The sequence below is a fragment of the Psychrobacter sp. ANT_WB68 genome, from assembly GCF_008369115.1.
Taxonomy (GTDB): Bacteria; Pseudomonadota; Gammaproteobacteria; order Pseudomonadales; family Moraxellaceae; genus Psychrobacter.
Window position 1 is genome coordinate 585,563 of sequence record NZ_VOAZ01000002.1, and the last position, 25,880, is coordinate 611,442.

General features: G+C 41.3%; 21 protein-coding genes. 10 read left to right on the forward strand and 11 right to left on the reverse strand.

Annotated features, from left to right (window positions below; all coding sequences use genetic code 11):
- Nucleotides 1-209 precede the first annotated feature (209 nt).
- Nucleotides 210-1,073, forward strand: a complete 864-nt coding sequence (locus FQ084_RS07615) for a glycosyltransferase (protein ID WP_149490028.1) — start codon at nucleotides 210-212, stop codon at nucleotides 1,071-1,073.
- A 74-nt stretch (nucleotides 1,074-1,147) separates the two neighbouring features.
- Complete coding sequence (locus FQ084_RS07620) at nucleotides 1,148-2,245, forward strand: glycosyltransferase (protein WP_149490029.1); 1,098 nt, start codon at nucleotides 1,148-1,150, stop codon at nucleotides 2,243-2,245.
- 199 nt (nucleotides 2,246-2,444) lie between these two features.
- Here FQ084_RS07620 and FQ084_RS07625 read toward each other — a convergent pair whose 3' ends face one another.
- Both FQ084_RS07625 and FQ084_RS07630 read right to left on the reverse strand, forming a co-directional pair.
- Entirely contained in the window at nucleotides 2,445-3,140 is a 696-nt protein-coding gene (locus FQ084_RS07625; protein ID WP_149490030.1) for a putative nucleotide-diphospho-sugar transferase, read from the reverse strand.
- A gap of 101 nt (nucleotides 3,141-3,241) precedes the next feature.
- The gene (locus FQ084_RS07630) at nucleotides 3,242-4,009 is read right to left on the reverse strand and encodes a hypothetical protein (RefSeq protein ID WP_149490031.1); all 768 of its coding nucleotides are present in this window, start codon (nucleotides 4,007-4,009) and stop codon (nucleotides 3,242-3,244) included.
- Between the two features lie 113 nt (nucleotides 4,010-4,122).
- Here FQ084_RS07630 and FQ084_RS07635 point away from each other — a divergent pair, with 113 nt between their 5' ends.
- Complete coding sequence (locus FQ084_RS07635) at nucleotides 4,123-5,235, forward strand: glycosyltransferase (protein WP_149490032.1); 1,113 nt, start codon at nucleotides 4,123-4,125, stop codon at nucleotides 5,233-5,235.
- Here the strand turns inward: FQ084_RS07635 and FQ084_RS07640 are convergent.
- The 4 genes from FQ084_RS07640 to aspS form a co-directional block, all read right to left on the reverse strand.
- On the reverse strand, nucleotides 5,212-6,081 hold the full coding sequence (locus tag FQ084_RS07640) for a hypothetical protein (protein WP_149490033.1): 870 nt from the start codon (nucleotides 6,079-6,081) through the stop codon (nucleotides 5,212-5,214). The two genes, FQ084_RS07635 and FQ084_RS07640, sit on opposite strands and share 24 nt — an antisense overlap.
- Before the next feature lie 29 nt (nucleotides 6,082-6,110).
- Nucleotides 6,111-6,911 (reverse strand): glycosyltransferase, encoded by an 801-nt coding sequence (locus FQ084_RS07645; protein WP_149490034.1) that lies wholly within the window; start codon nucleotides 6,909-6,911, stop codon nucleotides 6,111-6,113.
- A gap of 176 nt (nucleotides 6,912-7,087) precedes the next feature.
- Complete coding sequence (locus tag FQ084_RS07650; RefSeq protein WP_149490035.1) at nucleotides 7,088-8,014, reverse strand: lysophospholipid acyltransferase family protein; 927 nt, start codon at nucleotides 8,012-8,014, stop codon at nucleotides 7,088-7,090.
- A 63-nt stretch (nucleotides 8,015-8,077) separates the two neighbouring features.
- A complete protein-coding gene (gene aspS / locus FQ084_RS07655; RefSeq protein ID WP_149490210.1) occupies nucleotides 8,078-9,907 on the reverse strand; it encodes an aspartate--tRNA ligase in 1,830 nt (609 codons plus the stop codon).
- Between the two features lie 368 nt (nucleotides 9,908-10,275).
- Here aspS and sohB point away from each other — a divergent pair, with 368 nt between their 5' ends.
- From sohB to FQ084_RS07680, 5 genes are all read left to right on the forward strand, one after another.
- Nucleotides 10,276-11,265 (forward strand): protease SohB, encoded by a 990-nt coding sequence (gene sohB, locus FQ084_RS07660; protein ID WP_149490036.1) that lies wholly within the window; start codon nucleotides 10,276-10,278, stop codon nucleotides 11,263-11,265.
- A 281-nt stretch (nucleotides 11,266-11,546) separates the two neighbouring features.
- Entirely contained in the window at nucleotides 11,547-12,797 is a 1,251-nt protein-coding gene (locus FQ084_RS07665) for an acyl-CoA dehydrogenase family protein (protein ID WP_410477335.1), read from the forward strand.
- Nucleotides 12,798-12,942: 145 nt separating this feature from the next.
- Nucleotides 12,943-14,226, forward strand: a complete 1,284-nt coding sequence (locus tag FQ084_RS07670) for a phosphotransferase family protein (protein WP_149490038.1) — start codon at nucleotides 12,943-12,945, stop codon at nucleotides 14,224-14,226.
- Nucleotides 14,227-14,285: 59 nt separating this feature from the next.
- Nucleotides 14,286-15,044: a histidine phosphatase family protein gene (locus FQ084_RS07675; RefSeq protein WP_149490039.1), complete on the forward strand. Its 759-nt coding sequence runs from the start codon at nucleotides 14,286-14,288 to the stop codon at nucleotides 15,042-15,044.
- A 182-nt stretch (nucleotides 15,045-15,226) separates the two neighbouring features.
- Nucleotides 15,227-16,096, forward strand: coding sequence for an SDR family oxidoreductase (locus FQ084_RS07680; protein ID WP_149490040.1), 870 nt, complete (start codon nucleotides 15,227-15,229; stop codon nucleotides 16,094-16,096).
- 178 nt (nucleotides 16,097-16,274) lie between these two features.
- Here the strand turns inward: FQ084_RS07680 and FQ084_RS07685 are convergent, their stop codons facing one another.
- The 5 genes from FQ084_RS07685 to FQ084_RS07705 all read right to left on the reverse strand — a co-directional run bounded on the left by FQ084_RS07685 (nucleotide 16,275) and on the right by FQ084_RS07705 (nucleotide 23,149).
- Nucleotides 16,275-17,975 carry an AMP-binding protein gene (locus tag FQ084_RS07685; RefSeq protein ID WP_149490041.1) on the reverse strand — a complete coding sequence of 567 codons (1,701 nt, stop codon included), beginning with the start codon at nucleotides 17,973-17,975 and terminating at the stop codon, nucleotides 16,275-16,277.
- Between the two features lie 707 nt (nucleotides 17,976-18,682).
- The gene (locus FQ084_RS07690; RefSeq protein ID WP_149490042.1) at nucleotides 18,683-20,380 is read right to left on the reverse strand and encodes an AMP-binding protein; all 1,698 of its coding nucleotides are present in this window, start codon (nucleotides 20,378-20,380) and stop codon (nucleotides 18,683-18,685) included.
- Between the two features lie 405 nt (nucleotides 20,381-20,785).
- Nucleotides 20,786-21,574, reverse strand: coding sequence for an ABC transporter permease (locus FQ084_RS07695; RefSeq protein WP_149490043.1), 789 nt, complete (start codon nucleotides 21,572-21,574; stop codon nucleotides 20,786-20,788).
- Nucleotides 21,575-21,688: 114 nt separating this feature from the next.
- The gene (locus FQ084_RS07700) at nucleotides 21,689-22,504 is read right to left on the reverse strand and encodes an ATP-binding cassette domain-containing protein (RefSeq protein ID WP_149490044.1); all 816 of its coding nucleotides are present in this window, start codon (nucleotides 22,502-22,504) and stop codon (nucleotides 21,689-21,691) included.
- A gap of 54 nt (nucleotides 22,505-22,558) precedes the next feature.
- Nucleotides 22,559-23,149, reverse strand: a complete 591-nt coding sequence (locus FQ084_RS07705) for a hotdog domain-containing protein (RefSeq protein WP_149490045.1) — start codon at nucleotides 23,147-23,149, stop codon at nucleotides 22,559-22,561.
- Nucleotides 23,150-23,430: 281 nt separating this feature from the next.
- Between FQ084_RS07705 and xthA the strand changes: the two genes are divergently transcribed.
- A complete protein-coding gene (gene xthA / locus FQ084_RS07710) occupies nucleotides 23,431-24,255 on the forward strand; it encodes an exodeoxyribonuclease III (RefSeq protein ID WP_149490046.1) in 825 nt (274 codons plus the stop codon).
- 141 nt (nucleotides 24,256-24,396) lie between these two features.
- Nucleotides 24,397-25,620 (forward strand): bifunctional glutamate N-acetyltransferase/amino-acid acetyltransferase ArgJ, encoded by a 1,224-nt coding sequence (gene argJ, locus FQ084_RS07715; protein ID WP_149490047.1) that lies wholly within the window; start codon nucleotides 24,397-24,399, stop codon nucleotides 25,618-25,620.
- The last annotated feature ends 260 nt before the right edge of the window (nucleotides 25,621-25,880 follow it).

The window sequence follows — 25,880 nt, forward strand, 5'->3', positions numbered from 1 at the left end:
GACTAGCTTATAAGTTTTTCAGTATTATAGAGATTATTGATAGATAGTCATAGTCAGGCATAATTTTTATCTCTCGCCTTTTAAGTTTGTAATGATTAAACATAATTAGGGCGTGTTGAGCATTTGATAATGATACTGACTATTCTTGAGTGTTTAATACACCCTGATATATAGTGATTTTTATTATATTTATTTAGTAGGATTTAATTATGAGTGATGGGATTATTAAAGTCTTTGTGGGATGCGATCCTAACAATTGCGATTTAGAGCAGATGATGGTATTGGAATATAGTGTCCATAAACATACCAGCTCGCCAGTTGAAATTGTATGGATGCAGCTATCACGCAATCCAGACAGCTATTGGTACTCAAATCCTGAGACAGGCGAGGGTTGGAATACTACCAAGTGGGCAACACCTTTTTCAGGGTTTCGCTGGGCGATTCCTGACTACTGTAATTATTCTGGCAGAGCGATTTATATGGATGCTGATGTGGTTATCCTCAGCGATTTAGCTCAACTTTGGCAACATCCTATTGAAGGAAAAGCTATCGTAGCTGCAAAAACGAATACTGATATGACACGATTATGTACCTGTCTATGGGATTGTGCAAAAGCGAAAAGTAATATAATGCCGATCAATCAGCTTAGACAAGACTTTGATAGTCATCAAAAAATGATGGATCTATTAAAAGTTAATTCTCAACTGGTTGAACCTTACAAAGATAGTTATAATTGTGTCGATGGTGAAGACTTAGCCTTAGAAGAGATTAAGATATTACATTATTCGGATATGGGCACTCAATTCAGCCATAAATACGCGCTCGCAAGAGTTCAAGAGGAAGGGTTTACACATTGGTTCGATGGTAAAATAATGCCACATCCAAGAGCCGAGCTTAGTGAGTTATTTGATCAATACTATGCAGCAGCAATAGCGGCAGGCTACAAATTAGATGATTATAGAGTAAAAACGTTTGGCCAATTCCCCAAAAAAACTCACAAACGCTATAAAGGCAATAAGATAACTCGTCAAAATTCGACTAGGTCATTTCTTTCGCGTTTATTTAATTTATAAACTGTTAATAATATCAAAATACGGTTAGCATGCAACCTTATAAAAAGAGGATTGAGGAATAATTAATGCATGTTATGGCGTCACATAAAGATAAGATTGTATTGTCTATTAACTCCCTACAAGGTGCGGGTGCAGAGCGATTTGTATTAACGATAGGGGCTGCTTTTCATCAATTAGGATTTGATGTTCATGTATTGCGGTTTAATGATAAAGTTGAGTTTAGCTTAGATAAAGACTTAACCTATCATTTAATAGACTATGAACGTTATCGATGGTTGCCAAAAGGTAAAATACGCCACTCCGTATTGGCCAAAAAAGTAGATAAGTATATTCTTAAAAATATTGGGCAGCCTACTTTATTATTATCTAATCTTGAGCGTTCAGACAGTATTTTTTGTTATAGTAAACTGCCGAATATTGTTTACGTTATTCACAATACGTTATCGTTATACTACAAACTTAATGAGACAGATAGTGATAATTTAAAGTTAACACTAAGAGATAGATATTCAAAACATCCTTGCGTGTGCGTAAGCAAAGGGGTTAAAGAAGACTTTATAAAAATTTTTGGTAATAGTATCCCAGTAACCGCTATTCATAACCCGATTGATAGAGACGGTATTCAAAAGTTAGCCGAAGCATTTATTCCAAAGTATCAAGATTATATTATTCATGTCGGTAGTTTTAAGGAAGCAAAACGGCATGATATTTTATTAAAAGCTTATGCGCAGACAGATCGTTCTTTGCCATTGTTGTTAGCAGGGCAGGGTAAACTTAAAAGTGAAATAGAGCAACTGGTTATAGAGCTTGGTTTGTCAGATACAGTTATTTTTCTCGGCTTCTGTGAAAATGTATTCCCTTATATTAAACATGCCCGATTTAAAGTATTAACCTCTAATTGGGAAGGGTTTGCTTTAGTTATTGCAGAATCTCTAGCATTAGCTACACCTGTAGTTAGTACTGATTGTCAATCTGGACCCAAAGAGTTACTACCAGAAAAGAATTTGATGCCAACAGACGATATTGATGCTATCGCCAAAAAGCTCAGCCAAGCGATGCAAGATTCACTACAATTCTCTGCCCCCTTTAATGAAGCGTTACTGCCTATTACCATTGCTAAAAAATATTTAGACTTTATAAAAAGCTTTGCTAAACAAAATATTACGAGTTAATTGATAGATATTTAGCCATTTCTAGAATGCTAGGTATTCAACTCGAAAGATATTTATTTTAATGAGTTAAAAATAGCTATATCTACGCCAAGCAAGGTAAATAATATAGATATATTGTCTGCATTATTTACCTTGTTCGGCTAAAATTTAACTCGCTTTTCTCGTCATTCTCAAAATGACAAACTCCAATAAACAGCTGTTATTTAGTGAGTATAATACCAAGCGTTATAATAATTAATAATACGATACCGCCTATCACTCTATTACGCTTTCTAATATTTTGCCGCTTAAGCTTGATATGACCACGGCTCGCCTGATATTGCTCAATATAGATCTCACCATCATAATCTTTATCAAATATTTTTATATAGCCCGGATTGAGAGCTTCCACGGTTAAACTATTTCCAAGCTTATGCATAGCACTATCAAGGCTGTCTTGATCTACTTGTGTTTTTTTACCATCTATTTGCTCTGCTATCCATTGTTCCACTAAAGCCATAGTGTTAGCGGTATTGTTAAAAAACATGGTACTAGCCAAATAATCATGCGACATGCCAGGCATACCTTTGGTCTTATAGAATGCTACATCGGCAGTGATAGTATTGAAATAATCTAAGGGTTTTTTAACAAGAGCGTCAGCATCTAAATATAAGACGTTTTTATTGGGAAATTTCTTTAGACACTCCAAGATGAAATGTGGTTTGATACGAGTATTGGCTTCCCAATATCCAGCATCTTCAACTTCTTTAAAGTAGTAGTTTAGGTTAAAGTCATCGAGAGATTGTTTTAAATGTAAAGCATGACTGCGATAACTGTCGGTATAAAAACAACAGATAATAAAATTATCCGTGGCACTGATGTTTTCAAAAAATAATGGAGATGAAACTGAAGTCATGGAGTGCCTATAATTTTAATAGCAAAATGTTAATTGTGAAAATTCTTTGGACAATAGTAAATGAGGAGTTTAGACCTTTCAAGCAGTATCAATAGCTACTTTTAATCTAACCACCACTTAGATCTTTCGCATTTGTGTAATGACCGCATGGTAGAAAAAGCACTTTGATGACTTTGCAGCCTCTCAAAAACGGACAATAGCATAGTCGCCGCTAGCTTATCTGACTCATAAAATCTTTCGTAACGATTGCGCATATTTTTTAAAGTATCATCAGAGCCAACACTAAAATAAGTCAAGCCATCATATAAAGGGAGGTCCCTACGATAGAGAGCATTAATGTTGTTCTCAACTAAAGGCAAGGAGTTAGAACCAGAAGGACGTTGCAAAAACTGTTTAGTTTCATATACCCTTAAAGTAGTCATAAGCGTAGTGATATTCATCAAGATAGCAGCTCTAAGCATATCAGCCGAATGATCGATAAAAGTATCACAAGCAGAGACAATCCAACGCAAAGACAAATGATCCAACAGATAGTCGCTTTCGGTATGCCATAACTGTTCAAATTCAGTGAAGATTTCTTTAGGTTTATAATCACGCCGTAATAATACTATAAGAGTTGCATGATAAAAACAAAGCTCTGACTGACCAATGAACTGATGTTTCAAATTCTCTAAGTGAGCAGTTAAATCGTTGGTTCGAGGTTTGTGAGTTAAGGCTAACTCATCACATATAGATACTGTGATAATGGTTGATTTCATTTCATCAACGCTTTTATTCATAAGATTTTTGACAATTCTACCGGCATTGAGTTTTTTTTCACTTTTGAACAGTAAAATAGCTCTTCTTTGCCATCCTGTAGGTGTTGCCATTTTATAACCTTACTAGGAAATATACTATTGATTTTTGCTAGAACTATTTTGACAAAATTTACGCTATTAAGCTACTGATAACCTTTATTAACCATAAATAGACTGACTAACTTATGACTCAACCAATCATTGTACTTATATTAAAAGCATTGGAAGGTCGCGGTGCTGAACGTATGGTCACCACGTTAGCGCACGCTTATATAGAGATGGGTTATAGCGTCTATGTTCTATGTCTAGAGGATACTCAAGATATGCCTTTAGATACCCGAGTAAAGTATCATATAGTTCCTTACTATCAAACCTTCTCTAACCAACAAATAGAAGAAAACTCCATTCAAGCAACCGCTTATAAAACAGTAGCTGCACGCATTGATGAGTATGTTCTTAAAAACATTGGTAAACCAGATTTAATTTTGGTCAATATATATAAGCTCAATTGGATTATGGCCTATAGCCGCTTGCCAAATATTGTTAATGTACTTCACACTGCTGTATCCAAACAATTCGAAGCTCAGCTGACTGCACATCCTGTACAAACTATTAAGCACTTAAAAATGGTTTATGGGGCACACCCTTGTAGCTGTGTCAGTGTAGGCGCAGGTAAAGATTTGCTGGCACTGATAGGTAAGAACACAACAAGAACCACCACGATTTATAATCCCTGTGACGATTATGCTATCAAAGAAGCCGCGGGGCGCTTATCGGATATTTCTCAATTCGGTTTGACGACATGTGCTTACATGATCCATGTCGGCTCATTTGACACCATGAAAAATCATCATGACTTGTTACATGCTTACGCTCAAACATCATGTACACAGCCTTTAGTGTTGGTAGGACAAGGTCGTCTTGAAAATGAGATTAAGCAGTTGGCTGTCCAATTAAATGTTCAAGAGCAGGTGAAGTTTTTAGGATTCCAAGAAAATCCGTATCCATTAATCGCCAGTGCAGCTTTACTGGTATTAACGTCTAAATTTGAAGGTTTTGGTTATGTGATTGTCGAGGCGCAGGCGTTAGAAGTGCCGGTCATTAGCACGGATTGTCCCTTTGGACCAAGAGAGTTGTTACCTGAACAAAATTTAGTTCCTGTTGGCGATATAAGCACTTTGTCCAGTTTGATGAAACAAGCAATCAGCAATCCTGATAGTTATAAGATTAAATTTAATCAACAATTGCGACCACCTATCATTGCCAATCAGTACTTAGCCTTTAACAAAGGGTTGTGACTCCAGACCACGAAATAAATCTTTTGAGATAGGGGAGTGATTATAAACAGTGATACCCTGCTTTTTATAAGTATGTCCTAACAAGTCAAATGAAGGGACAATACGTTCACTAATAGCCTTATCTAGTTTACAAGGCGCACTATTACTCTTATCCTCATAAAATCGAGGTTGGTCAGTATTTAATAGATCAATACCATACAGATGGATTTCGCCTGCACCACGTGAAAAAGCCAACTGAGCCGCGACATAAGCAACAGTGCCTGCTTCTACAAAACCATGGGTAATATCTAAAGATAAGCCGATAGGGGCAGGCTGATGATGCGCGTCGATGACAAAGTTGCGTTGATTTACTAATGTCGATAGCGATGTTTTTTTACTAAGTGAATAGTGCTTTGATAGTAGTCGACTAAACCAAAACTTATTTGTTTTGACGCCCCAAGGTCTATCTACAGGATAAATAATACGCATGGCGCTATGATAATTAATTATTATACTAGGGTGTGTAACTGCCAAGGTTTCTAGTACTGCCAAAGTGGCATATAGAGGCTGACCTCTGTAGTGTTTGTTTAAAATATCTGGCTGATGCCTGATAAAGCGTGCATCGCTAATGACATAACCTACTATATTGGTAAAGTTGTGCTGAGCAGTTAAGCTTATACTGCCATTGACAAAAATAGTAGCAGCATCTACTAAATCTATAAATTTTATATTAGCAATGGAAGGACCAGAGGCAATGATGTTAACCGATTGCTGATGAAGATTTTGCTGGGCTTCTTGCGCATCAAAAGCTTGAATAGAAATGGTTTGATTGCCAATGTCAAATGTTAAAGCAGGAGGTAGTTCCACGTTCAACTCCAGATATTCTAATAACTAGATTATAGCCAATATTCTTTCAACCAAGGACTAGGCTTGACATGACGATACCACTTACCGCCGCCGCCTTTGATGGCATCTGGTGGATTAATCTCACCATGAAAGATAACGATTTTTGCGCCATTAGGAAGCGTCGGTGCACGTACGAAATTCAAAGGAGTAGGTGCCATACACTGGTATTTAAAACTGACACACCAGCCTTTATCCCAGTACTCTAGATGGTGATGTTCGCGTAGATAGTTAGAAAGATAGGCTTGCTCATGGCGTACTTGGGTGCGAATGGTTTCAAAGTTGCGCTCAAAGTTTGCCAGCAAATCGGGATATGTATTCAAACCGACATTAAAGCGATATACCGAGCTATTACCAATCATACGCCACGGTTTTTTCCAGTCACGAATGATGACCACACTGTCATCGTGTGCAGCTTTATAAGTGAAAAAAGCATCGATATTATCGACGATAACGATATCGATATCTAAGAATAAGGCGACACCTTTAAGGTTGTATAGCTCAGGTTTAAAAGTCGTCAGCTTCTTCCAACCACGCTCTGGTCCTGCTGGCAAATTCATGTCAGGTATGGGATGACAAGTAACGGCAGGGTCGATGCCCGTGCTATCATCTGTTAAACAAACCATCTGAAAATCTAAAGTCAGATGACGACTGACCATATTATAAAGACGGTTGACGTACTCAGGACCGTATTTATCGCCCCATTTCATACAAATAATATAACGCTGTTCGGAGTGTTTAGGATCTGTTAGCGCTTGATCCGTTGATAGTTTTTGCTTTACGTCAGTTGCCATAATGCACTCATATTCGTATAAATGAAGAACTAATGTTAAAGAAGAACCAGTAATTAAAAAAGAAAAAATGATATAAATATCAGCCAATGTTAACACGGCTTTTATTCACTAAATTTCTTAGAAGTTAGATATTGGTAGTGTTTCTACTTCTTATTAAGCTGATCATCATTATTAAACTAAGGTTTAGCATGCTTAGACTTATCGTTATGAAGAAAAGCTGATAACGATTTTTTATCAGCAGTATAAGGATTATTTAAAGTAGGTATGTGCTTAAAGCGACGATAACCCCACATATAATGACTGCATTTGTCCTCAATCATATGTTGCATCGCTAGATTGAGCGCATAAGCAGCGGTTTCAGCATTGCGATCATATAGCGCTGGGTCGTCTAATTTATAACAATAGATATCAAAGCCACGTCCATCGTCACGGCGAATGCACGATAAGCCGACCAACGCACATTTAGTTTTGCTCGCAAGTTTAGAAGCAAGTGTACTGGTCAATGTCTCAATACCAAAAAAGGGTACTATCACGCCACCTGATGGGTCAGGAACATGATCGGGCAGTACAATACTAAAGCCACCTTGTTTAAGGGTTTTAAATACCGCTTTGACACCGCTGCCATCGGTCGGTACCAGTGTTGCATTAAGCCGCGCACGGCCTTGCAGTACAAAATCATTAGTGATTTTGCCTTTAACCGGCTTATACATGATAGTTGGCGAGCCGAACTGATTAAGCCAAGCGTTCATCATCTCCCACGTACCGAGATGTGGGACAATCGCCAGCATGCCGTTAGGATTTGCAAGACCTTCTAATAAAAAGTCTTTATTATGAACGTCGCGAATTTGGGCAATGCTCCATTCAGGTGGCATCGCCCAGCTCTTGACAGATTCAATAGTGGTTAAACATTGATGATAGATGATATCTTTGGTTAAGGCTTGTTTTTGACGATTAGATAACGACGGCGCAATCAGTGCCATATTGATACTGACAGTACGCATGATGCTAGCGTTTGGTAGCCGTAATATTATCCAAGCAGAAAATCGTGCCAGCATCTGCAAGACAGACAGTGGCACGATTTTGAAAATATGATACGGATTCATGACCATTCACACGATGATGAATCACGTAACCAATTAGATAAAAAGTAGGTAACCATTATCTGACTATTTTTGAGCAGGTTTGTTAGCATCTGCTTGTGCTTTTTCACGCACACGGATACCAAGTTCACGTAGCTGTTTGCTATCGACTTCAGCAGGTGCTTGAGTTAGTGGACACTCAGCAGTTTTGGTTTTTGGGAAGGCAATCACGTCACGGATAGAATCCGCGCCGACCATAAGCATAATCAGACGATCCAAACCAAAGGCCAAGCCACCATGCGGAGGCGCACCGAATTTTAGGGCGTCAAGTAAGAAGCCAAACTTGTCTTGAGCCTCTTGCTCGCCGATACCTAAAGCATCAAGTACCGCTTGCTGCATATCATAGGTGTTGATACGTAGACTACCGCCGCCAACTTCTGTGCCATTCAGTACCATATCATAAGCGATAGATAGCGCTTTTTCTGGATTATCTTTTAGTTCCTGTACCGATCCTTTAGGCTTAGTAAATGGATGATGCATTGAGGTCCAGCGACCATCATCAGTTTCTTCAAACATTGGAAAATCAGTTACCCAAAGTGGTGCCCACTCACATGTCGTCATTTCTAAATCTAGACCAATCTTTTGACGTAGTGCACCGATTGCATCGTTTACTACACTGGCTTTATCCGCACCAAAGAAGATAATATCATTACTTTCTGCACCAGTACGCTCAATCAGGCTTACCAGTACATCATCAGTCATGTTTTTGATGATTGGAGACTGTAGGCCAGACTCTTTATGTACGCCATTGTTGATGTTGCTAGCGTCGTTGACTTTGATATAAGCCAAACCACGAGCACCATAAATACTCACAAACTTAGTATAAGCATCGATTTGTTTACGGCTTAATGAAGCGCCGCCAGGGATGCGTAGAGCAGCAACGCGACCTTTAGGATCGTTCGCAGGACCAGCAAATACTTTAAAATCAACGTCTTTCATTAAATCGGCAACGTCGACCAATTTTAATGGAATACGTAAGTCAGGCTTGTCTGACGCATAGTCACGCATCGCTTCGGCATAAGTCATACGTGGGAAGTCTTCAAACTCAACATCCATCATGGTCTTAAATAGATGTTTGATAAGACCTTCGTTGATATTCATGATTTCTTCTTCGTTTAAGAAAGAAGTCTCAATATCCACCTGTGTAAATTCAGGCTGACGGTCAGCACGTAAATCTTCATCACGGAAACACTTAGCAATTTGATAATAGCGGTCAAAACCTGAAATCATTAACAACTGCTTAAATAGCTGTGGTGACTGCGGCAAGGCAAAAAAGTTACCCGGACGTGTACGTGAAGGCACTAGATAATCACGCGCGCCTTCAGGGGTCGCACGAGTCAAGATAGGGGTTTCAACGTCTAAGAAGCCATGATCATCTAGATAACGACGAATCGCTGAAGTGGCTTTGGCACGGAAAACCATACGCTCTTGCATCTGCGGACGACGCATATCAAGGTAGCGGTACTTTAAACGCAAGTCTTCTGATACCGTGGTTTTCTCATCATTTAATGGGAAAGGCGGTGTTTCAGATTTTGCCAATACTTCAATCTCTTTGCCCAATAGCTCAATCTGACCACTGGTCATATTGGCGTTTTCAGTGCCTTCATAACGGCGACGTACGCGACCGGTAATTTTTAGCACATATTCAGGACGTACCGCATCAGCAGTCGCAAATGCTTCTGGAGTGTCAGGGTCAACGACGACCTGCAAGATACCTGCGCGGTCACGCATGTCTAAGAAAATCACGCCACCGTGATCGCGACGACGATGTACCCAGCCTACGATGCTAATGGTTTGCTCAAGTAAGCTTTCGGTTACGGCTCCGCAATATTCGTCTCGGTATTCGCTATGCGTCATAGTGCTTTGCGTCATAATATAGTTATCCAGTTGTCAGCCCAATTCGAAATACGATCATGCAGCCATTATTGCGCGATTCAAGCCATCGGCTAAAAAAGCGCAAATAACGCGATTCAGACAAAGGGTCATCACGTTGGCTACAGAAAATTTGGTGTAAACGCATATTATGCCTAATCTGCCTTTGTTATACAACCAGTGGCATCCAATCGATGCGTAGGAAAGCATCAGTATTAGGCGTATTTATTCAGTAACATTTGCATTGGGTTAAATATTGTCATTTTGCTTGAAAATATTGGCCACCATGCACATATCAGCCTAACTTATAAAATCTTATTAAAACACTTTCAATCATTAAAGGAATTCCGCTCATGCTTTTTCATCCCTCTAAAAACCCTGTTGAGCTAAGAGTTATCCATCTAAATAAAAGCCAAGAGCAACGTCGTGAAGATCTGATGGAGGCGACGCAAGGTAAAGCAGCACTTAAACAGCTGAAAAAAGCCATGGCTAAAAAAGCCAGACAAGCTTTAAAAGTAAAAAGCAAAAGCAAAAATAAAAAGAACCCTAGCGATACCAAACAACAAGTCTTTGTGCTTGACTTTGATGGCGATATTAAAGCCACGGCTGTCAAGCATCTACGCGAAGAAATCAGCACATTAATCAGTACTGCCAATAAAGGTGATGAAGTCGTCGTGCGTTTAGAATCAGGCGGCGGCTTGGTTCATGGTTACGGTTTGGCGGCGGCACAATTGGCTCGTCTTAAAGATGCGGGTCTAAAATTGACCGTCTGTGTTGATAAAGTCGCGGCCAGTGGCGGTTATATGATGGCTTGTGTTGCAGACAAAATCGTTGCGGCGCCATTTGCTATTATTGGTTCTATCGGTGTGGTATCACAATTGCCGAACTTCCATAAATGGCTTAAAAATCATGATGTCGATTATGAGATGTTTACCGCAGGTGATTACAAACGTACCGTGACTGTATTTGGTGAAAATGACGATGAAGATCGTGCCAAATATCAAGAAGAGCTTGAGCAAACGCATGAGTTATTTAAGCACTTCGTCAATCGTTATCGCGGCGGCATGCTTGATGTGGATAAAGTTGCGACAGGTGAACATTGGTATGGTGAAGATGCGCTGCATTTGAACTTGGTGGATAAATTACAGACATCAGACAGCTATCTATTAGAGCGTATGGAAAACAATGAAGTGTATGCGCTGCATTCGCGCCAAAAGCCAACGTTAGCAGAAAAATTAGGACTGTCACAAGCTGCAGAAGCAACACTCAGCATGGCGATTGATAAATTACCAGATGCCTTGGCGCGTTTTGATTTAAACAGCCGGTTAAACCTTCTAAAATAAGTTTCAATGTCATTGTATTATTTGATAGATAGTATTTTAGCGTTGCAATATTGAATCGCTTGTTGTTGTTTACATTTTGTAAAAGGCGTGTCCTAGTGGGTCGCGCCTTTTTGCTGTTTATTCATAAACGCTGTGTTATAAATGTGGCATACAGAATAGAGTATACGTGCGTACATTACAAAATTGTCATTAAGCTTTTTATGAAAGTTTGATGTGAATGTGATGAAAATAATTAACTCTTAGCAAAGAAAAGGATGTCAGCTATGTCTACCGATACACTCATGTTTACCGCCACCGAACATGGTCAAGCCATGTATGCCAAAGTCCAAGCGTTTATCGAGACGCAAATTGAGCCAATCGAAGCGCAGTTTTGGGCGGATTGTCATGCGCAAAACCCCGATGGCGATTGGACCAAATGGCACTGGCCAGAAAAGTACGAGAGCTTGCGTAAACAAGCACGCGAAGCGGGTCTATGGAATTTGTTTTTGCCAGATGATACGTTAGGTGCAGGGCTTTCGGTCACGGATTATGCACCGATTGCAGAGCTGACCGGTCGCAGCTTACTGGCGCCTTACGTATTTAACTGTAATGCCCCTGATAGCGGTAATATGGAACTTTTATGGCGCTATGGCTCTCAAGAGCAGCAAGACAAATGGTTAACACCAATCTTGGAAGGCAAGACACGTTCAGTGTTTTGTATGACTGAGCCTGATGTAGCTTCTAGTGATGCCACCAACATGCAAGCGACGGCTGTCGTCGATGGCGATGAGATTATCATCAATGGCAGTAAATGGTGGTCGTCAGGTCTGGGTGACCCTGCGGTTGATGTATTGATTGTCATGGCCTATACCCCTGATGATAATAAAGACCGTCATCACCAGCATTCGATGGTATTGGTGCCGGCAAAGACAGCAGGTGTTAATATCGAGCGTATGCTGAAAGTATTTGGCGATTATGATGCGCCGCACGGGCATGGTGAGGTCAGTTTTAATAATGTACGCGTACCGGTCAGCCACTTTATCGGTGGGCCGGGTATGGGTTTTGAGATTGCGCAAGGTCGCTTAGGGCCAGGTCGTATTCATCATTGCATGCGTTGTATCGGTGCTGCTGAAAAGTCGCTAGAGCTTGCGGTTAAGCGCGGTATGCAGCGTACTGCGTTTGGTAAACCATTGCTACAACTGGGCGGTAACTTTGAGCGTATCGCTGACGCACGTATTAAGATTGACCAAGCGCGCCTGCTGACGTTATACGCGGCGCAAAAAATGGATGCTCAAGGTACCAAAGCCGCATTGACTGAAATTTCTGCGATTAAAGTCGTTGCACCAACGGTATTACAAGAAGTGGTCGATATGGCGATTCAGATTCATGGCGGCATGGGCGTTTGCCAAGATACGATGCTACCCGCTTTCTATGCGCAAGCACGAGCGCTACGCTTAGCCGATGGACCTGATGAAGTACACAAAACCATGATTGCGAAATTAGAATTGAAGCGTCAAGGCTTTAGTCGTCCGTCTAAACCTGCTAAATCTTAATGTAGCTTAGACATGAGTCTGTCATTTAGTAAAAAACGGGCTCAACTACCACTGTTACTAAAGATTCACTATCGATTATTTGATAGTGAATCTTTAAACCTTAATCTCATACAAAAATAAATGACCACACGATAAGGAACATCTCATGGTAACTGATAATCAGGCCAAGAATATTGACACTGACAATCAAACACTTAATAAAGTCTTAGATAAAGGTGGCGAAGTGCGCGAGGGCGAAGAGCTTGACGCTAAAGCGGTCAGCGCTTGGCTACGTGAGCAAGGCGTTAATATAGAAGGCGAGCCAACCGTTACTCAATTCTCAGGTGGCGCTTCAAACTGGACTTATCGCTTGCAATATAATGGTGAGGGCACAGACCAAGATTTGATTCTGCGTCGTCCACCAAAAGGCACTAAAGCCAAATCAGCGCATGATATGGTGCGCGAATATACCGTGCAAAAAGCCTTAAAAGATGCTTATCCGTATGTACCAAAGATGGTCGCGCTCTGTACTGATGAAGACGTTATTGGAGCAGATTTTTATGTCATGGAGCGTATGGAAGGCATCATTCCGCGTGCCAATTTGCCAAAAGGCGTTGATTTAGATCCAGAGCAAACGCGCGCCTTATGTACCAATGTTATTGACGCTTTGATTGAATTGCATCAAGTAGATTATAAAGAGCATCCTGATTTAGTAAATCTTGGGCGCGGAGAAGGTTATTGCGAGCGCCAAGTCACTGGTTGGGATAAGCGTTATGTCAAAGCCAAAACCCCAAATGTTCCTAGCTTTGCGTTGGTACGTCAGTGGCTAGGTAAGCACACTCCTGCTGATAGTAAGACTTGCTTGATTCACAATGATTGGCGCTTTGACAACGTTATTTTAGATGCTGCTGATCCAACTAAGGTTATCGGCGTACTTGATTGGGAAATGGCAACCTTGGGTGATCCTTTGATGGATTTGGGCAGCGCATTGGCTTACTGGATTGAGGAAGATGATAATATCGTCATGCAGCAATCACGTCGTCAGCCGACGCATTTAAAAGGGATGATGACCCGTGATGAAGTGGTGAGCTATTACCTTGAAAAAACGGGCCTCAAGATAGATAACTGGACCTTTTATGAAGTATTTGGTCTATTCCGTCTAGCAGGTATCGTGCAGCAGATTTACTATCGCTACTATAATAAACAAACCACCAACCCTACCTTTAAGAATTTTTGGCTCATTGTTCATGTATTGCATGCTAAGTGTCTGAAACTTATCGCTCAGTATGAAGGCGAGGTTTTATTTACCGACTACGTACAACCACATTTGCAAGATATAGGTATCGATGCGGCGATGATTGAGCAACTGCCAAGTCCTATACAGTCTGTTATTAAAGGGATTTTACCAAAAAGTTATTTTGGACAAAATGCTTCTAAAGATGAAAAGTAAGCAAATATTTATATAAGTCTAAGAAACTTATAAAAGTATTATTAATAAGGCAACATTTTATGACAACCATACTTTTAGCCCGTCATGGTCAGGCGTCCTTTGGACAAGAAAATTATGATCAACTCTCAAAGCTGGGCGGTGTGCAAGCGCAAATGCTCGGTCAACATTATGCAAGCACACAACGCCAAATTGATGCGATTTTTACGGGAAGTTTGGTAAGGCAACAAGACTCTGCGCGGCATTTTTGGGACAGTTATCAGTCATCTGTTGCGATAGATACTGACAAGCCTCGCACGCCTGCTATTGATATTAGCGAGCCTGATAGCTATGTGCTGCCCCAATTTGATGAATTTAATCACAAAGACGTGTTAATAAAATCAAACCCTGCTTTTGGCAATCGTACGGCAATCGCAGCTGAGATTGCGCAAGCAGAAGTGCCCTCTACGCGTTTAGCTGAGCTGTTTGATGCCGCGATGCAGCGCTGGCATGCGGGTGATAATGACAATGATTATATCGAGAGCTGGCTGCAATTTAATGAGCGTGCAAAGCAAGCGCTTGAGCAGGTACGTCTACAAGTTGCCAGTTTGCAGTTGGGCCGTGATGCTACAGTGTTAGTATTTACCTCGGGCGGTATCATCGCTGCCATCACCGCGCAGTTATTACAACAAGGCAGCTCGACTGCTTATCAAATCAATAAAAGCTTGGTTAATACTGGCGTGACGTCTCTCACTCTCAAAAATGAACGGACTCGCTTATTGTCCTTGAACGAATACAGTCATTTATTTGCTGACGGCAAACGCTTTGTGACATGGCGATAAAAGAGTACGTAGTCATAAAATATCAAAATCATGACGGATACTAGGAGAAAGCGGTTATCTTAAACAGGTAACCGCTTTTCGTCACGTTTTTAATTTGTGCGATAGCTGCTAAACTAACTCTATGGATTTGCGCTATGATGGCCAATCAACGTTATTTTATATTGATACAAACAGGACGTTCTATGAAAAATACATTGATAAACTTAATCACTAAAAGCGCTAAACAAAGCAAGGATCAGCTGTTTAGTGCCATTCAGCCAGCACGTTACCTCCAAGGTTTGAATAAGCAGCAGGTTGGTCGGGGTAAAACAGTTCTCATCACTGGTGCCAGCTCAGGATTGGGTGAGGGCATGGCAAGATTGTTTGCAAAGCTTGGTTATAACCTTGCTATTTGTGCCCGCCGTGCCGAGCGTTTGGAGCGTCTGCAAATAGAATTGATGGCAGAGTATCCTGATATTCGTATTGAGTATCGGGTATTGGATGTCAGTGATTATGATTCAATTTTTGAAGTGTTCAATACATTCGCGGCGGATTTTGGTCATATCGATCGTGTCGTGGTTAACGCCGGTATTGGGGACAGCCGCCGTATTGGTAAAGGGCGCTTTGACACCAACCGCCGTACCGTTGAAATTAACTTTATTTCTGCGTTAGCACAATGTGAAGCGGCGATGACCATCTTCCGTGCACAAAACAGCGGTCATCTGGTGGTGATATCCAGTATGTCAGCGATGCGTGGACTGCCAAAGCATCTGACCGCTTACGGCGCAAGTAAGGCAGGTTTGGCGCATTTGGCAGAAGGCATCCGTGCTGATATGCTATTAACCAAATTGCCGATTCAAGTCTCTACCATTTATCCAGGTTACGTGCGCACGGAAATCAATACCAATGCCAAGCCTTTACCGTTTGAAGTAGACGCAGAGACCGGCACAAAAGCAATCGTCGCAGCGATCGAGGCGAAGGTAAATGAAGCTTGTGTACCAAGCCTGCCATGGTCGCTTGTCGGTCAAGCAATGAAGCATTTGCCACTACAAGTGGTCAATAAAGTCAGCTAGTAGGACTCAAGGGATGGTGGTTTGATATACATCATTGATAATGGTGTGACTGTACGGGCCTAATTATCAGTTGAGTAATAAGAAGATTAAAAAAGCCCTCTACATTATGATGTAGGGGGCTTTTTTAATCGCTTTGAAACTTCCTGTATTTGGGAAGTAAAGTAACAGTATGTGAAAACTACAATATTTGCGGGTTGTCTAACATATGTTTTTCACGCAGTTTTTGACGTAGTACTTTGCCGACATTACTCTTAGGTAGCTCGCTCACAAACTCAATATGACGCGGACATTTATAGCCAGTTAAGTTATCGATAGCAAACTCTTTTACTTCACTTTTGGTGACATTGTTATCGGCAGGCACGATATAGATTTTAACCGCCTCACCTTGATGGTCATCAGGAATGCCAATGACTGCACACTCGACAATCCCTTTACAATCAAGCATGACAGATTCGATTTCATTAGGAAAGACGTTAAAGCCTGAGACCAAAATCATGTCTTTTTTGCGATCAAGTAGGGTGATATAACCCTTTTCATCCATGCTGATAATATCGCCGGTACGGAAATAGCCGTCTTTGGTAAAGTCGTTAGTATTGTCTTTATTAAAGTAGCCTGAAGTAATATTTGGTCCTTTGATGCACATCTCACCCGCTTGATTGTAGCCAACGGTTACGCCATTATCATCGACCACGATAATATCGACACTTGGGACAGGAATACCAATAGTGCCATTAAATTTGCGATCTGTGATGACGTTGGCGGTACCGGCAGCAACGCCTTCGGTCATGCCCCAACCTTCAACCATTGGACAACCAGTGACCTCTAGCCAGCGTGCCGCCGTCTGTTCGGTCGCCGCCATGCCACCTGCCTGCGAGATACGTAATGAGCTAAAATCTAAGTCTTTAAAGTTCGGCTGATCAAGCAATCCTTTAAACAAGGTATTAACCGCAGGGAAAATATGGAACGGTTGTTTCGATAATGTCTTAATAAACCCAGGCATGTCACGTGGATTGGGTATTAATATAAAAGTATAACCTGAACGCATACCGAGTAGGCTCAGCATAAAGGCGAAAATATGATAGAGCGGTAACGCCATCACCATATTGATATAAGCCTCATTAATATCTGAGGTAATCGGGCGATACCAAGCTTCTGACTGCATCGCTGCGGCGACGACGTTGCGCTGCGTTAATACAGCACCTTTAGATAATCCTGTCGTACCACCGGTATACTGCAAAATAGCTTTTTGTTGCAATGAAGTTTTTGGCGCTTGAAAAGGTAGGTTTTTACCTTTTTTTAGCACATCAGGAAACTTAGTAACATTATATTTAGGATCGTTTAGATTGTACTTCGGCACCAAGCGTTTGACCTGACGGATAACGGTATTGACCAAAATACCTTTTAAACCCATCATATCGCCCATTTTTGATAAGACAATACGTTTAATGTCCGTCTCTTCGATGACCTGCTCAAGCGCTTGAGCAAAGTTATCAACCACAAAGATAACCTGCGCACCTGAATCATTTAATTGATGGCGTAGTTCACGACCGGTATAGAGAGGATTGATAGGCGTACAAACGTAGCCTGCACGCAAAATACCAATCATCGTTGGCAGATATTGCGGCACGTTCGGCATCATGAGCGCCACGACACTGCCTTTAGGAATACCTTGCGCTTGTAACCATGCGGCAATTGCAAGAGAGGCCTGATCAACATCACCATAAGTGTGGGTCACGCCCATACAAATAGTCATAGGGTGCATACGAAAGCGGTTAAAGCACTCTTCATATAACTCTATAAGACTTTCGTATTGATCAGGATTAATGGTATTTGGTACGTTTGCTGGATATTGAGCAAGCCAAGGTTTATCAGTGGTCATACTTAGCGTCCTTAAATTTTCGATAAGTTAAGGTTCTATAAAAGAGGAGCCACATCCTTGTCAACAATACTATCATCGCTCTATAAGCGATGGATTGTCGAGTGTTATCCTATTGATTCACAGACTGCTAAAATACGGTGGCCTTTATACAAATGTATTTAATTAGAAGATTGTTTAACTAAAAAATATTTAACTACCAAGAATTAGCACCTAAGTAGATTAAACGGCTAGTGAGTACTTTTGATACTAAAGGTGGGACTGGAAAAATATCATGTCCAAACAAGGTTAGTAGATTAACCTCAGTCTAAGAGACTATTAATATAAGTTAATAAATAATAGCGTAACATATTTTGGCAGTACATTAACATAACTACCATTGCGCTTGTTATTCTTATACAAGAACTTGTTAGTTTATAATTCAGTTTGATAAAACGAAAAAACTGTGTTGCAAGCTAAAATAGATAAGTGGTTGCTAAAATAAGATGAAAGGTTCTTTGGGTAAAAAATAGCTAATAATACCAGTAAAGGTTACTATTATGAGTAAAGGTGTCCATAAAACCTATAGATTAAGTATTAGATTAGCTAACTAAGCATTTACAAACCGAAAGGTTTTGGTAGTAAAGAAAAATGGTGAAAGATTAAAAAAAGCGCCCTACATCGATGGTAGGACGCTTTTTTATGACTGAGAGATTAAAGTTTTGCGTTGATTAGCGCTGTGGATTATCAGCGATATGTTTTTCACGCAGTTTTTGGCGCAGTACTTTACCCACATTACTTTTTGGCAGCTCAGTCACAAACTCGATATGACGCGGGCATTTATAACCGGTTAAATTATCTAAGGCAAATTCTTTGATCGAGTTTTTAGTGACATTATTATCAGCAGGGACGACATAGATTTTGACAGCTTCACCTTGACGTTCGTCAGGAATACCAATCACGGCGCAATCAATAATCCCTGCACAATCAAGCATGACGGATTCTACTTCGTTCGGAAAGACATTAAATCCTGAGACTAAAATCATATCTTTTTTACGGTCTAATAGTCTAAAGTAGCCTTTTTCATCCATGCTAACGATATCGCCAGTACGAAAATAGCCATCTTTAGTAAAGTCATCACTACTGTCTCTATTAAGATAACCTGAGGTGACATTGGGGCCTTTGACGCACATCTCACCCGGTTGGTTGACACCAACACGATTGCCTTCATCATCGATGATGATAACGTCAACGCTAGGGACAGGCACACCAATCGTGCCATTAAACTTACGGTCAGTAACGACGTTTGCAGTACCGACTGCAACGCCTTCAGTCATACCCCAACCTTCAATCATGGCGCAACCGGTGGTCTCGAGCCAGCGTGCCGCAGTCTGTTCGGTCGCCGCCATACCACCTGCTTGCGAGATACGTAATGAGCTAAAATCTAAGTCTTTAAAGTTTGGATGATCAAGCAGCCCTTTAAACAAGGTATTAACCGCAGGGAAAATGTGGAACGGTTGTTTTGATAAGGTTTTGATAAAGCCAGGAATATCACGTGGATTGGGTATCAAGATAAAGGTGTAGCCTGCACGCATACCGAGCGAGCTAAGCATAAAAGCGAAAATATGATAGAGCGGTAACGCCATCACCATATTGATATAGACCTCATTAATCTCTGAGGTGATAGGACGCGTCCAAGCTTCTGACTGCATGGCCCCTGCAACAATATTACGCTGAGATAAAATAGCGCCTTTAGATAAACCCGTCGTACCACCGGTATATTGCAAAAAGGCTTTTTGATCCAGTGACATCTTTGGCTTTTGGAAGGGCAAGTGTTTACCCTTTTTTAGCACATCTGGAAACTTAGTCACTTCATGCTTAGGATCGTTGAGCTTGTATTTGGGTACCAATCGTTTGACCTGACGGATAATGGTATTCACTAAAATACCTTTCAAACCCATCATATCGCCCATTTTTGATAAGACAATACGTTTGATATTGGTCTCATCAATAACCTGTTCGAGGGCTTGAGCAAAGTTGTCAACCACAAAGATAACCTGAGCGCCTGAGTCATTTAACTGATGACGCAGCTCGCGTCCAGTATATAGTGGGTTGACTGGGGTACAGACATAACCTGCGCGCAAAATACCAATCATCGTCGGTAAGTATTGCGGCACGTTTGGCATCATCAATGCAACCACGCTGCCTTGAGGCAGTCCCTGCGCCTGTAACCAAGCGGCGACCGCAAGAGACGCCTTATCAATGTCATCATAAGTATGGGTTACGCCCATACAGATACTCATTGGATGCAGACGGAAGCGATCAAAGCACTCTTCATACAGCTCCATGATGCTGCCATACCTATCTGGATCGATAGTTTTTGGTACACTCTTAGGGTATTGGGCAAGCCAAGGTTTATTCAACATCATAGTCAGCGTCCTGGAAGTTCAATTAGGTTTCTATCGTTAAGCAGTCATATCCATGTCAATAAAAAAATCAGCGCTGACTTAAAACCATTGCCGCTGAGTTTGATAACGTCCTTATCTATTGACGGACCACTAAATTCTTTTACTGTTGTTCAGTTTTGATGAGTGATAAAAGTGTCGGTTTTAAATGAATACAATCATCTTAAAAAATGACGCTCAATTTTAAAGCATTTTTACCCGTTACTCGCAACCAAAAGATAATGCATCGACGATATAATGATACATTTAAGCAATACATTAGCATGAATCTAAGTAAAGGCAATATTAACATGAGCGTACTGCCCAGTACATATTTAATGCTAATAAAAACATTTAACTATTATGCAAGAAAAAAATGACCAACGGTCGTTATGGTAGGACGAGCTGCTGCTTTTTATTAAAAAAACGCCGATGAATGAGTAAAGCGCTTATCGTACAGCCAAAGGTACTACTGACGCAGATTAAAAACATCGTTACAATCTGATAACGTACCGCTTGGGTAGGGTCTGCGCCAGCAAGTATTTGCCCAGTCATCATACCTGGTAGGCTGACAATACCGACAACCAGCATTGAATTTAGGGTGGGCGTCATGCCATTGATGATCGCAGCTCGTATTTGTTCATGTACCGCTTCAAATGGTGTGGCAGATAGGCTTAACATCATCTCTATGCGCCCTTGTTGCCCGTGGAGGTTTTCGATAAGCTGGTTGCTGGTCAAGGAGATAGCGGTCAAAGAGTTGCCGAGTATTAAGCCCAATATAGGAATGATGAACTGCGGTGTATACCAAGGTTGCACCTGCAAAATCAGACTAATGGCGATGACCGTCACCAACACCGCTGATATGCTGACAGCGATTAGCGTATCGACTAATAAGCCTTTATAAGTACGTTTGACTCGATTTTTGGCAGCGCTACTTGCAATCAAGGTCATGATGGTCAAAATAATAAGGACTTCGTACCATTGTTCCCGAGCGAAAATCCATGCCAATATCAAACCGATAAAGCTCAGCTGTATCACTGTACGGATAGCAGCAATGACGAGTGTTTTGGTCAATCTTAGACGTAAGACCCATGAGACGAGCAGCACGATGATAATCAAACTGCTGGCAAGCGCAATATCAGCGTAAGTCAGTACGATTTGCATATTGTTTGTACTCATTACAGGAACTCGCTATAAAAGAAATGAATGTCAAACAAGTAAGGCTTAAACAAATAATAGTCAAATTAAGCAACATTGAGCGATTGATGGTAAGCATAGGATTTAAAAAGTGGCTTAACTTACTTTGGTTAAGATGCCTGCTTGCATATGCCAATGCTTATCTGCTAACGGCATAATATCGTGCGTGTCATGAGTCACCCATAGTAATGTTCGCTTTGGCTCACGCCGTAACCAACTGACAAGCAAGTGGACGAGTTTCGCTGAGGTATCGACATCTAAGGCCGCAGTAGGTTCATCCAATAACAGCACTTGCGGGTTTAATTGTAATAAACGCAGCGTATTGACCAGTTGCTTTTCACCACCTGACAAAGTATTAGCGTCTTGTTGTAAAAAGTCAGGGGTGCGCTCTAAATGCTCAAGCTGCTCGATATGCCAATCGATATTAAAATGCTTTTGCTGATGGGTTGCCAAGCGGTAAGGCAACTGCAGGTTATCAACCACGCTGCCTTCTAGTAATTGAGGCTGCTGCGCGAGAAGGGCGACCTGTGAGCGCCATTGCCTGAGTGCCATTTCATGAATGCTATGACGAGTATGGCTATTTTGTTCATCGCTTTGTAGCCAAACATCGCCTGTGGTCATAGGCAGTAGCCCTGCCAATACACGCAATAAAAGGGACTTACCACTGCCAGAAGCACCGGTCAAAACAGTTACTTGCCCAGCCAACAAGGTACCACTGCTGCCACTTATCAGTGCTCGTTTATTAATAGATAAAGCATCAACGCCATCGGACGCTGAGTTCTTCTGTCTTTTTGTGCGCCATCGGCGGTAAGTAGGAAACGGAGTAAAGCTTGAATGAGCAAGCGCGCTATGATTAGGGTTTGCTATCGCAGCGCCCTTGCTATATATCCAGATATCTTCAAATGCTAGCATAAAAGGCCTTATTATTTGTCTTATCAGCGCTCATAGGCCAGTCAGTTAAGTGTTTTATTGATCAGCGTGTTGTGTGATTGCTTGCTGAATGGTATCGCGCAATTTTTGCGGTACACGAATAGGACGCATGGGCGCGTTGTGATTCACAGTAGCATCAGAACCATCATTCGATATAGAAGTTGGCATGATTTGATTTTGTACACAAGCGATAACGATTTTGGAGCTGCTTAATAAAGTACTGTTTAAAAAAGTAGCGCTCGCTTGAGTGTTATCATCTGCATCTACATTTGGCAATGAGCGATGGATACTTTGATAAAATATAATGCTGGCAGGTTTGAGCTCAACCTTATCGATGCGTACATTTATAACTTCGTCTAATAGAATGGCTTTTTTGTATTGCAGGTCTGCTTGACTGACGACAAAGTGCTGAATGTCACCATCATCGGTCTGCAAAAAATACCCATTTAAACCAAGCTTGGTAAACCAGTCGCGGCGACAGTTTTCAAAAAATACTAAATGATTGGCATGATAGACTATGCCACCTGCATCAGTATGGTTAATATACACATTATAGTCAGTGGCAAATAGCGGTTTGGTTGCGCTAATGGGTGTGGTATCGGTATTTTTATTCGGGGTTGTTATCATAATAATGCTCAATAAATTTGCTTGAAAAAAGTACTTAGTAAAAGGACTTAACCAAAGCGTCTAATAAAAAAACTGCTTCATTAATAATGTAAACGCACAGGTTGTGACTTCTAACAGCTACTCTATCGTAAGAAATAAGGGCGCGCAACAGATAGCCTTGCCGATGTCTGTTATCATAATCCTTTATATATTGCCGCTTTGTCTAGTTTATAGCAGCACTTTTAACAGTAGCACTTGTTTATAGTCACACTTTGTTTTAATTCATTACTATAGGATAATTTATGACCCGTTTTGTCAGTTTTAATATCAATGGTATCCGCGCTCGCCAACACCAGCTAGAGGCGGTACGAGAGGTAATCGACCCTGATGTGATGGGTTTGCAAGAAACTAAGGTACATGATGAGCAGTTTCCACTCGAAAATGTAGAGAGCTTGGGTTATCACGTCGAGTATTTCGGTCAAAAAGCCCATTATGGTGTCGCTTTACTGTCCAAAGTTGCCCCTATTTTTGTACAAAAAGGCTTTCCGGGTGAAGATGCGGAGGCGCAAAAACGCTTTATCCATGCGCGCTATGTGTTCAATGGCCGTGAAGTAGATGTCCTCAACGGCTATTTCCCGCAAGGAGAGAGCCAAGACCATCCGACCAAATTTCCTATGAAGCGTGCCTATTATGCAGATTTGATGACCTATATCGATACGCTAAAAGCAGAAGGGCGCTCTTTGATTATCATGGGTGATATGAATATTGCCCCAGAAGATACCGATATTGGTATCGGTGAGGTCAATGCCAAGCGCTGGCTGAAAAATAGAAAGACTTCGTTTTTACCTGAAGAGCGTGAATGGTATAGTGACTTGATGTCGCGCGAGCTGACTGATACTTATCGTCTCCATTATCCAGAGAGTACCGAATTATATAGCTGGTTTGATTATCGCAGCCGCGGCTTTAATGATGAGCCTAAACGTGGACTGCGTATCGATCACATTTTATGCACGGCAGATCTAATAGATAACTGCGTCGATGCAGGTATTAGTTATGAGCTGCGCGGTATGGAAAAACCGTCTGATCACGCGCCAATTTGGGCAGCGTTTGACTTAAACAAAGTATAATAACTTGCTTTTAATATCAGATTTTAATCACCAAGTTTTATATCTAAGACTGTAAAACTAAGAGTGTATAACTAAGATTTTATAAAAGATAACTTATAACCAATAAATAATGCATCAGCATTGATGAATAAGGATTGAATGATGGCTGTCGGCAACGTTGCAGTACCCAATACGATTTATCCTATTAATGGGATTAAGCTAAGCGCCACTGCTGCAGGTGTACGCTATAAAGACCGCGATGATTTGGTGGTGATAGAAATTGCTGATAGCGCCAACACTGCGGTTGTTACTACGAAAAACACTTTTTGTGCCGCGCCCGTACGCGTCTTACGTGAACACTTCGCTAAAGCCAGTCCGCGTTATCTCGTCACCAATACGGGCAACGCCAATGCCGGTACAGGCGCTGATGGCATGCGCCGTGCGGTTGATATCTGTGCTGCCTTAGCTGCTAAAGCTGGCGTGGACGTCAGTTCCGTCTTGCCATTTTCGACAGGTGTGATAGGCGAGCCACTAAACAGTGATGCTGTCATCGCAGGTTTGGACAATGCATTAGCCAATTTAGCCCCTGACAATTGGTTGGCAGCCGCGAATGGTATTCGTACGACAGATACGATTCCAAAGATTGCCAGTGAAAAGGTGGATGTCGACGCTAGCTGTTATCATATTACGGGCATGTCAAAAGGGTCGGGAATGATACGCCCTAATATGGCCACCATGCTTGGTTATGTGGCTACGGATGCCAATATCGCTGCTGACTTACTGCAAGAAATGCTTAGCAAAATTAATGAGCAATCCTTTAACCGCATCACCGTCGATGGCGATACCTCAACCAACGATTGCTGCGTGTTGATTGCAACTGGAACGGCGAGCTCAGAGATCATTGATAGCCTAGAGCATCCACATTATCAGTCGATATTTGCTGCCTTAACCGCCGTATTTGTACGTTTGGCGCAATTGATTGTGCGAGATGGAGAAGGTGCCACTAAGTTTATGACCGTAAAAGTCACGGGCGGTAATACCACGCAAGAATGCTGCGATGTGGCATATGCCGTTGCTCATTCACCACTAGTTAAGACCGCATTTTTTGCCAGTGATGCCAACTGGGGTCGTATCTTAGCAGCAGTTGGTTATGCGGGTATTGAAGACCTTGATACAGAACAAGTCGATGTGTATCTAGACGAGGTGATGATTTGCAAAAATGGTGGCGTTGCCCCGAGTTATACGGAAGCTGCGGGCAAAGAAGTCATGAGTCGTCCTGAAATTACCATTCATATTGATTTAGCACGTGGTGATGCTCACGATACCGTTTATACCTGTGATTTATCTTACGATTATGTCAAGATAAACGCGGATTATCGTAGCTAAAAGTCGTTCATAATTTTATAAAGACGATCAGAATTAAACAGTTCTGAGCGTCTTTATATTCTAAATATCGTCTGATTTAGCGAAGCTCTATCAAGATAGCTTTGTTCAATACAATATTGTCTAAAAATAGGCTCTTTAAAATAGTACTACTCCTATGTTAATAAAAAACCACTAATAAAAACGGTTCAATAACATCCGTTGCAAAATCTGACGTTACGTTACAAAGCAGTCATAGAGGATAAGCAGCTGAGCGACCTATA

Coding starts and splice junctions, on each gene's coding strand:
- FQ084_RS07615 (WP_149490028.1), top strand. CDS start 210: ATGAGTGATGGGATTATTAAAGTCTTTGTGGGATGCGATCCTAACAAT.
- FQ084_RS07620 (WP_149490029.1), top strand. CDS start 1,148: ATGGCGTCACATAAAGATAAGATTGTATTGTCTATTAACTCCCTACAA.
- FQ084_RS07625 (WP_149490030.1), bottom strand. CDS start 3,140: ATGACTTCAGTTTCATCTCCATTATTTTTTGAAAACATCAGTGCCACG.
- FQ084_RS07630 (WP_149490031.1), bottom strand. CDS start 4,009: ATGGCAACACCTACAGGATGGCAAAGAAGAGCTATTTTACTGTTCAAA.
- FQ084_RS07635 (WP_149490032.1), top strand. CDS start 4,123: ATGACTCAACCAATCATTGTACTTATATTAAAAGCATTGGAAGGTCGC.
- FQ084_RS07645 (WP_149490034.1), bottom strand. CDS start 6,911: ATGGCAACTGACGTAAAGCAAAAACTATCAACGGATCAAGCGCTAACA.
- FQ084_RS07650 (WP_149490035.1), bottom strand. CDS start 8,014: ATGAATCCGTATCATATTTTCAAAATCGTGCCACTGTCTGTCTTGCAG.
- aspS (WP_149490210.1), bottom strand. CDS start 9,907: ATGACGCATAGCGAATACCGAGACGAATATTGCGGAGCCGTAACCGAA.
- sohB (WP_149490036.1), top strand. CDS start 10,276: ATGCTTTTTCATCCCTCTAAAAACCCTGTTGAGCTAAGAGTTATCCAT.
- FQ084_RS07665 (WP_410477335.1), top strand. CDS start 11,547: ATGTTTACCGCCACCGAACATGGTCAAGCCATGTATGCCAAAGTCCAA.
- FQ084_RS07670 (WP_149490038.1), top strand. CDS start 12,943: ATGGTAACTGATAATCAGGCCAAGAATATTGACACTGACAATCAAACA.
- FQ084_RS07675 (WP_149490039.1), top strand. CDS start 14,286: ATGACAACCATACTTTTAGCCCGTCATGGTCAGGCGTCCTTTGGACAA.
- FQ084_RS07680 (WP_149490040.1), top strand. CDS start 15,227: ATGAAAAATACATTGATAAACTTAATCACTAAAAGCGCTAAACAAAGC.
- FQ084_RS07685 (WP_149490041.1), bottom strand. CDS start 17,975: ATGACCACTGATAAACCTTGGCTTGCTCAATATCCAGCAAACGTACCA.
- FQ084_RS07690 (WP_149490042.1), bottom strand. CDS start 20,380: ATGATGTTGAATAAACCTTGGCTTGCCCAATACCCTAAGAGTGTACCA.
- FQ084_RS07695 (WP_149490043.1), bottom strand. CDS start 21,574: ATGAGTACAAACAATATGCAAATCGTACTGACTTACGCTGATATTGCG.
- FQ084_RS07700 (WP_149490044.1), bottom strand. CDS start 22,504: ATGCTAGCATTTGAAGATATCTGGATATATAGCAAGGGCGCTGCGATA.
- FQ084_RS07705 (WP_149490045.1), bottom strand. CDS start 23,149: ATGATAACAACCCCGAATAAAAATACCGATACCACACCCATTAGCGCA.
- xthA (WP_149490046.1), top strand. CDS start 23,431: ATGACCCGTTTTGTCAGTTTTAATATCAATGGTATCCGCGCTCGCCAA.
- argJ (WP_149490047.1), top strand. CDS start 24,397: ATGGCTGTCGGCAACGTTGCAGTACCCAATACGATTTATCCTATTAAT.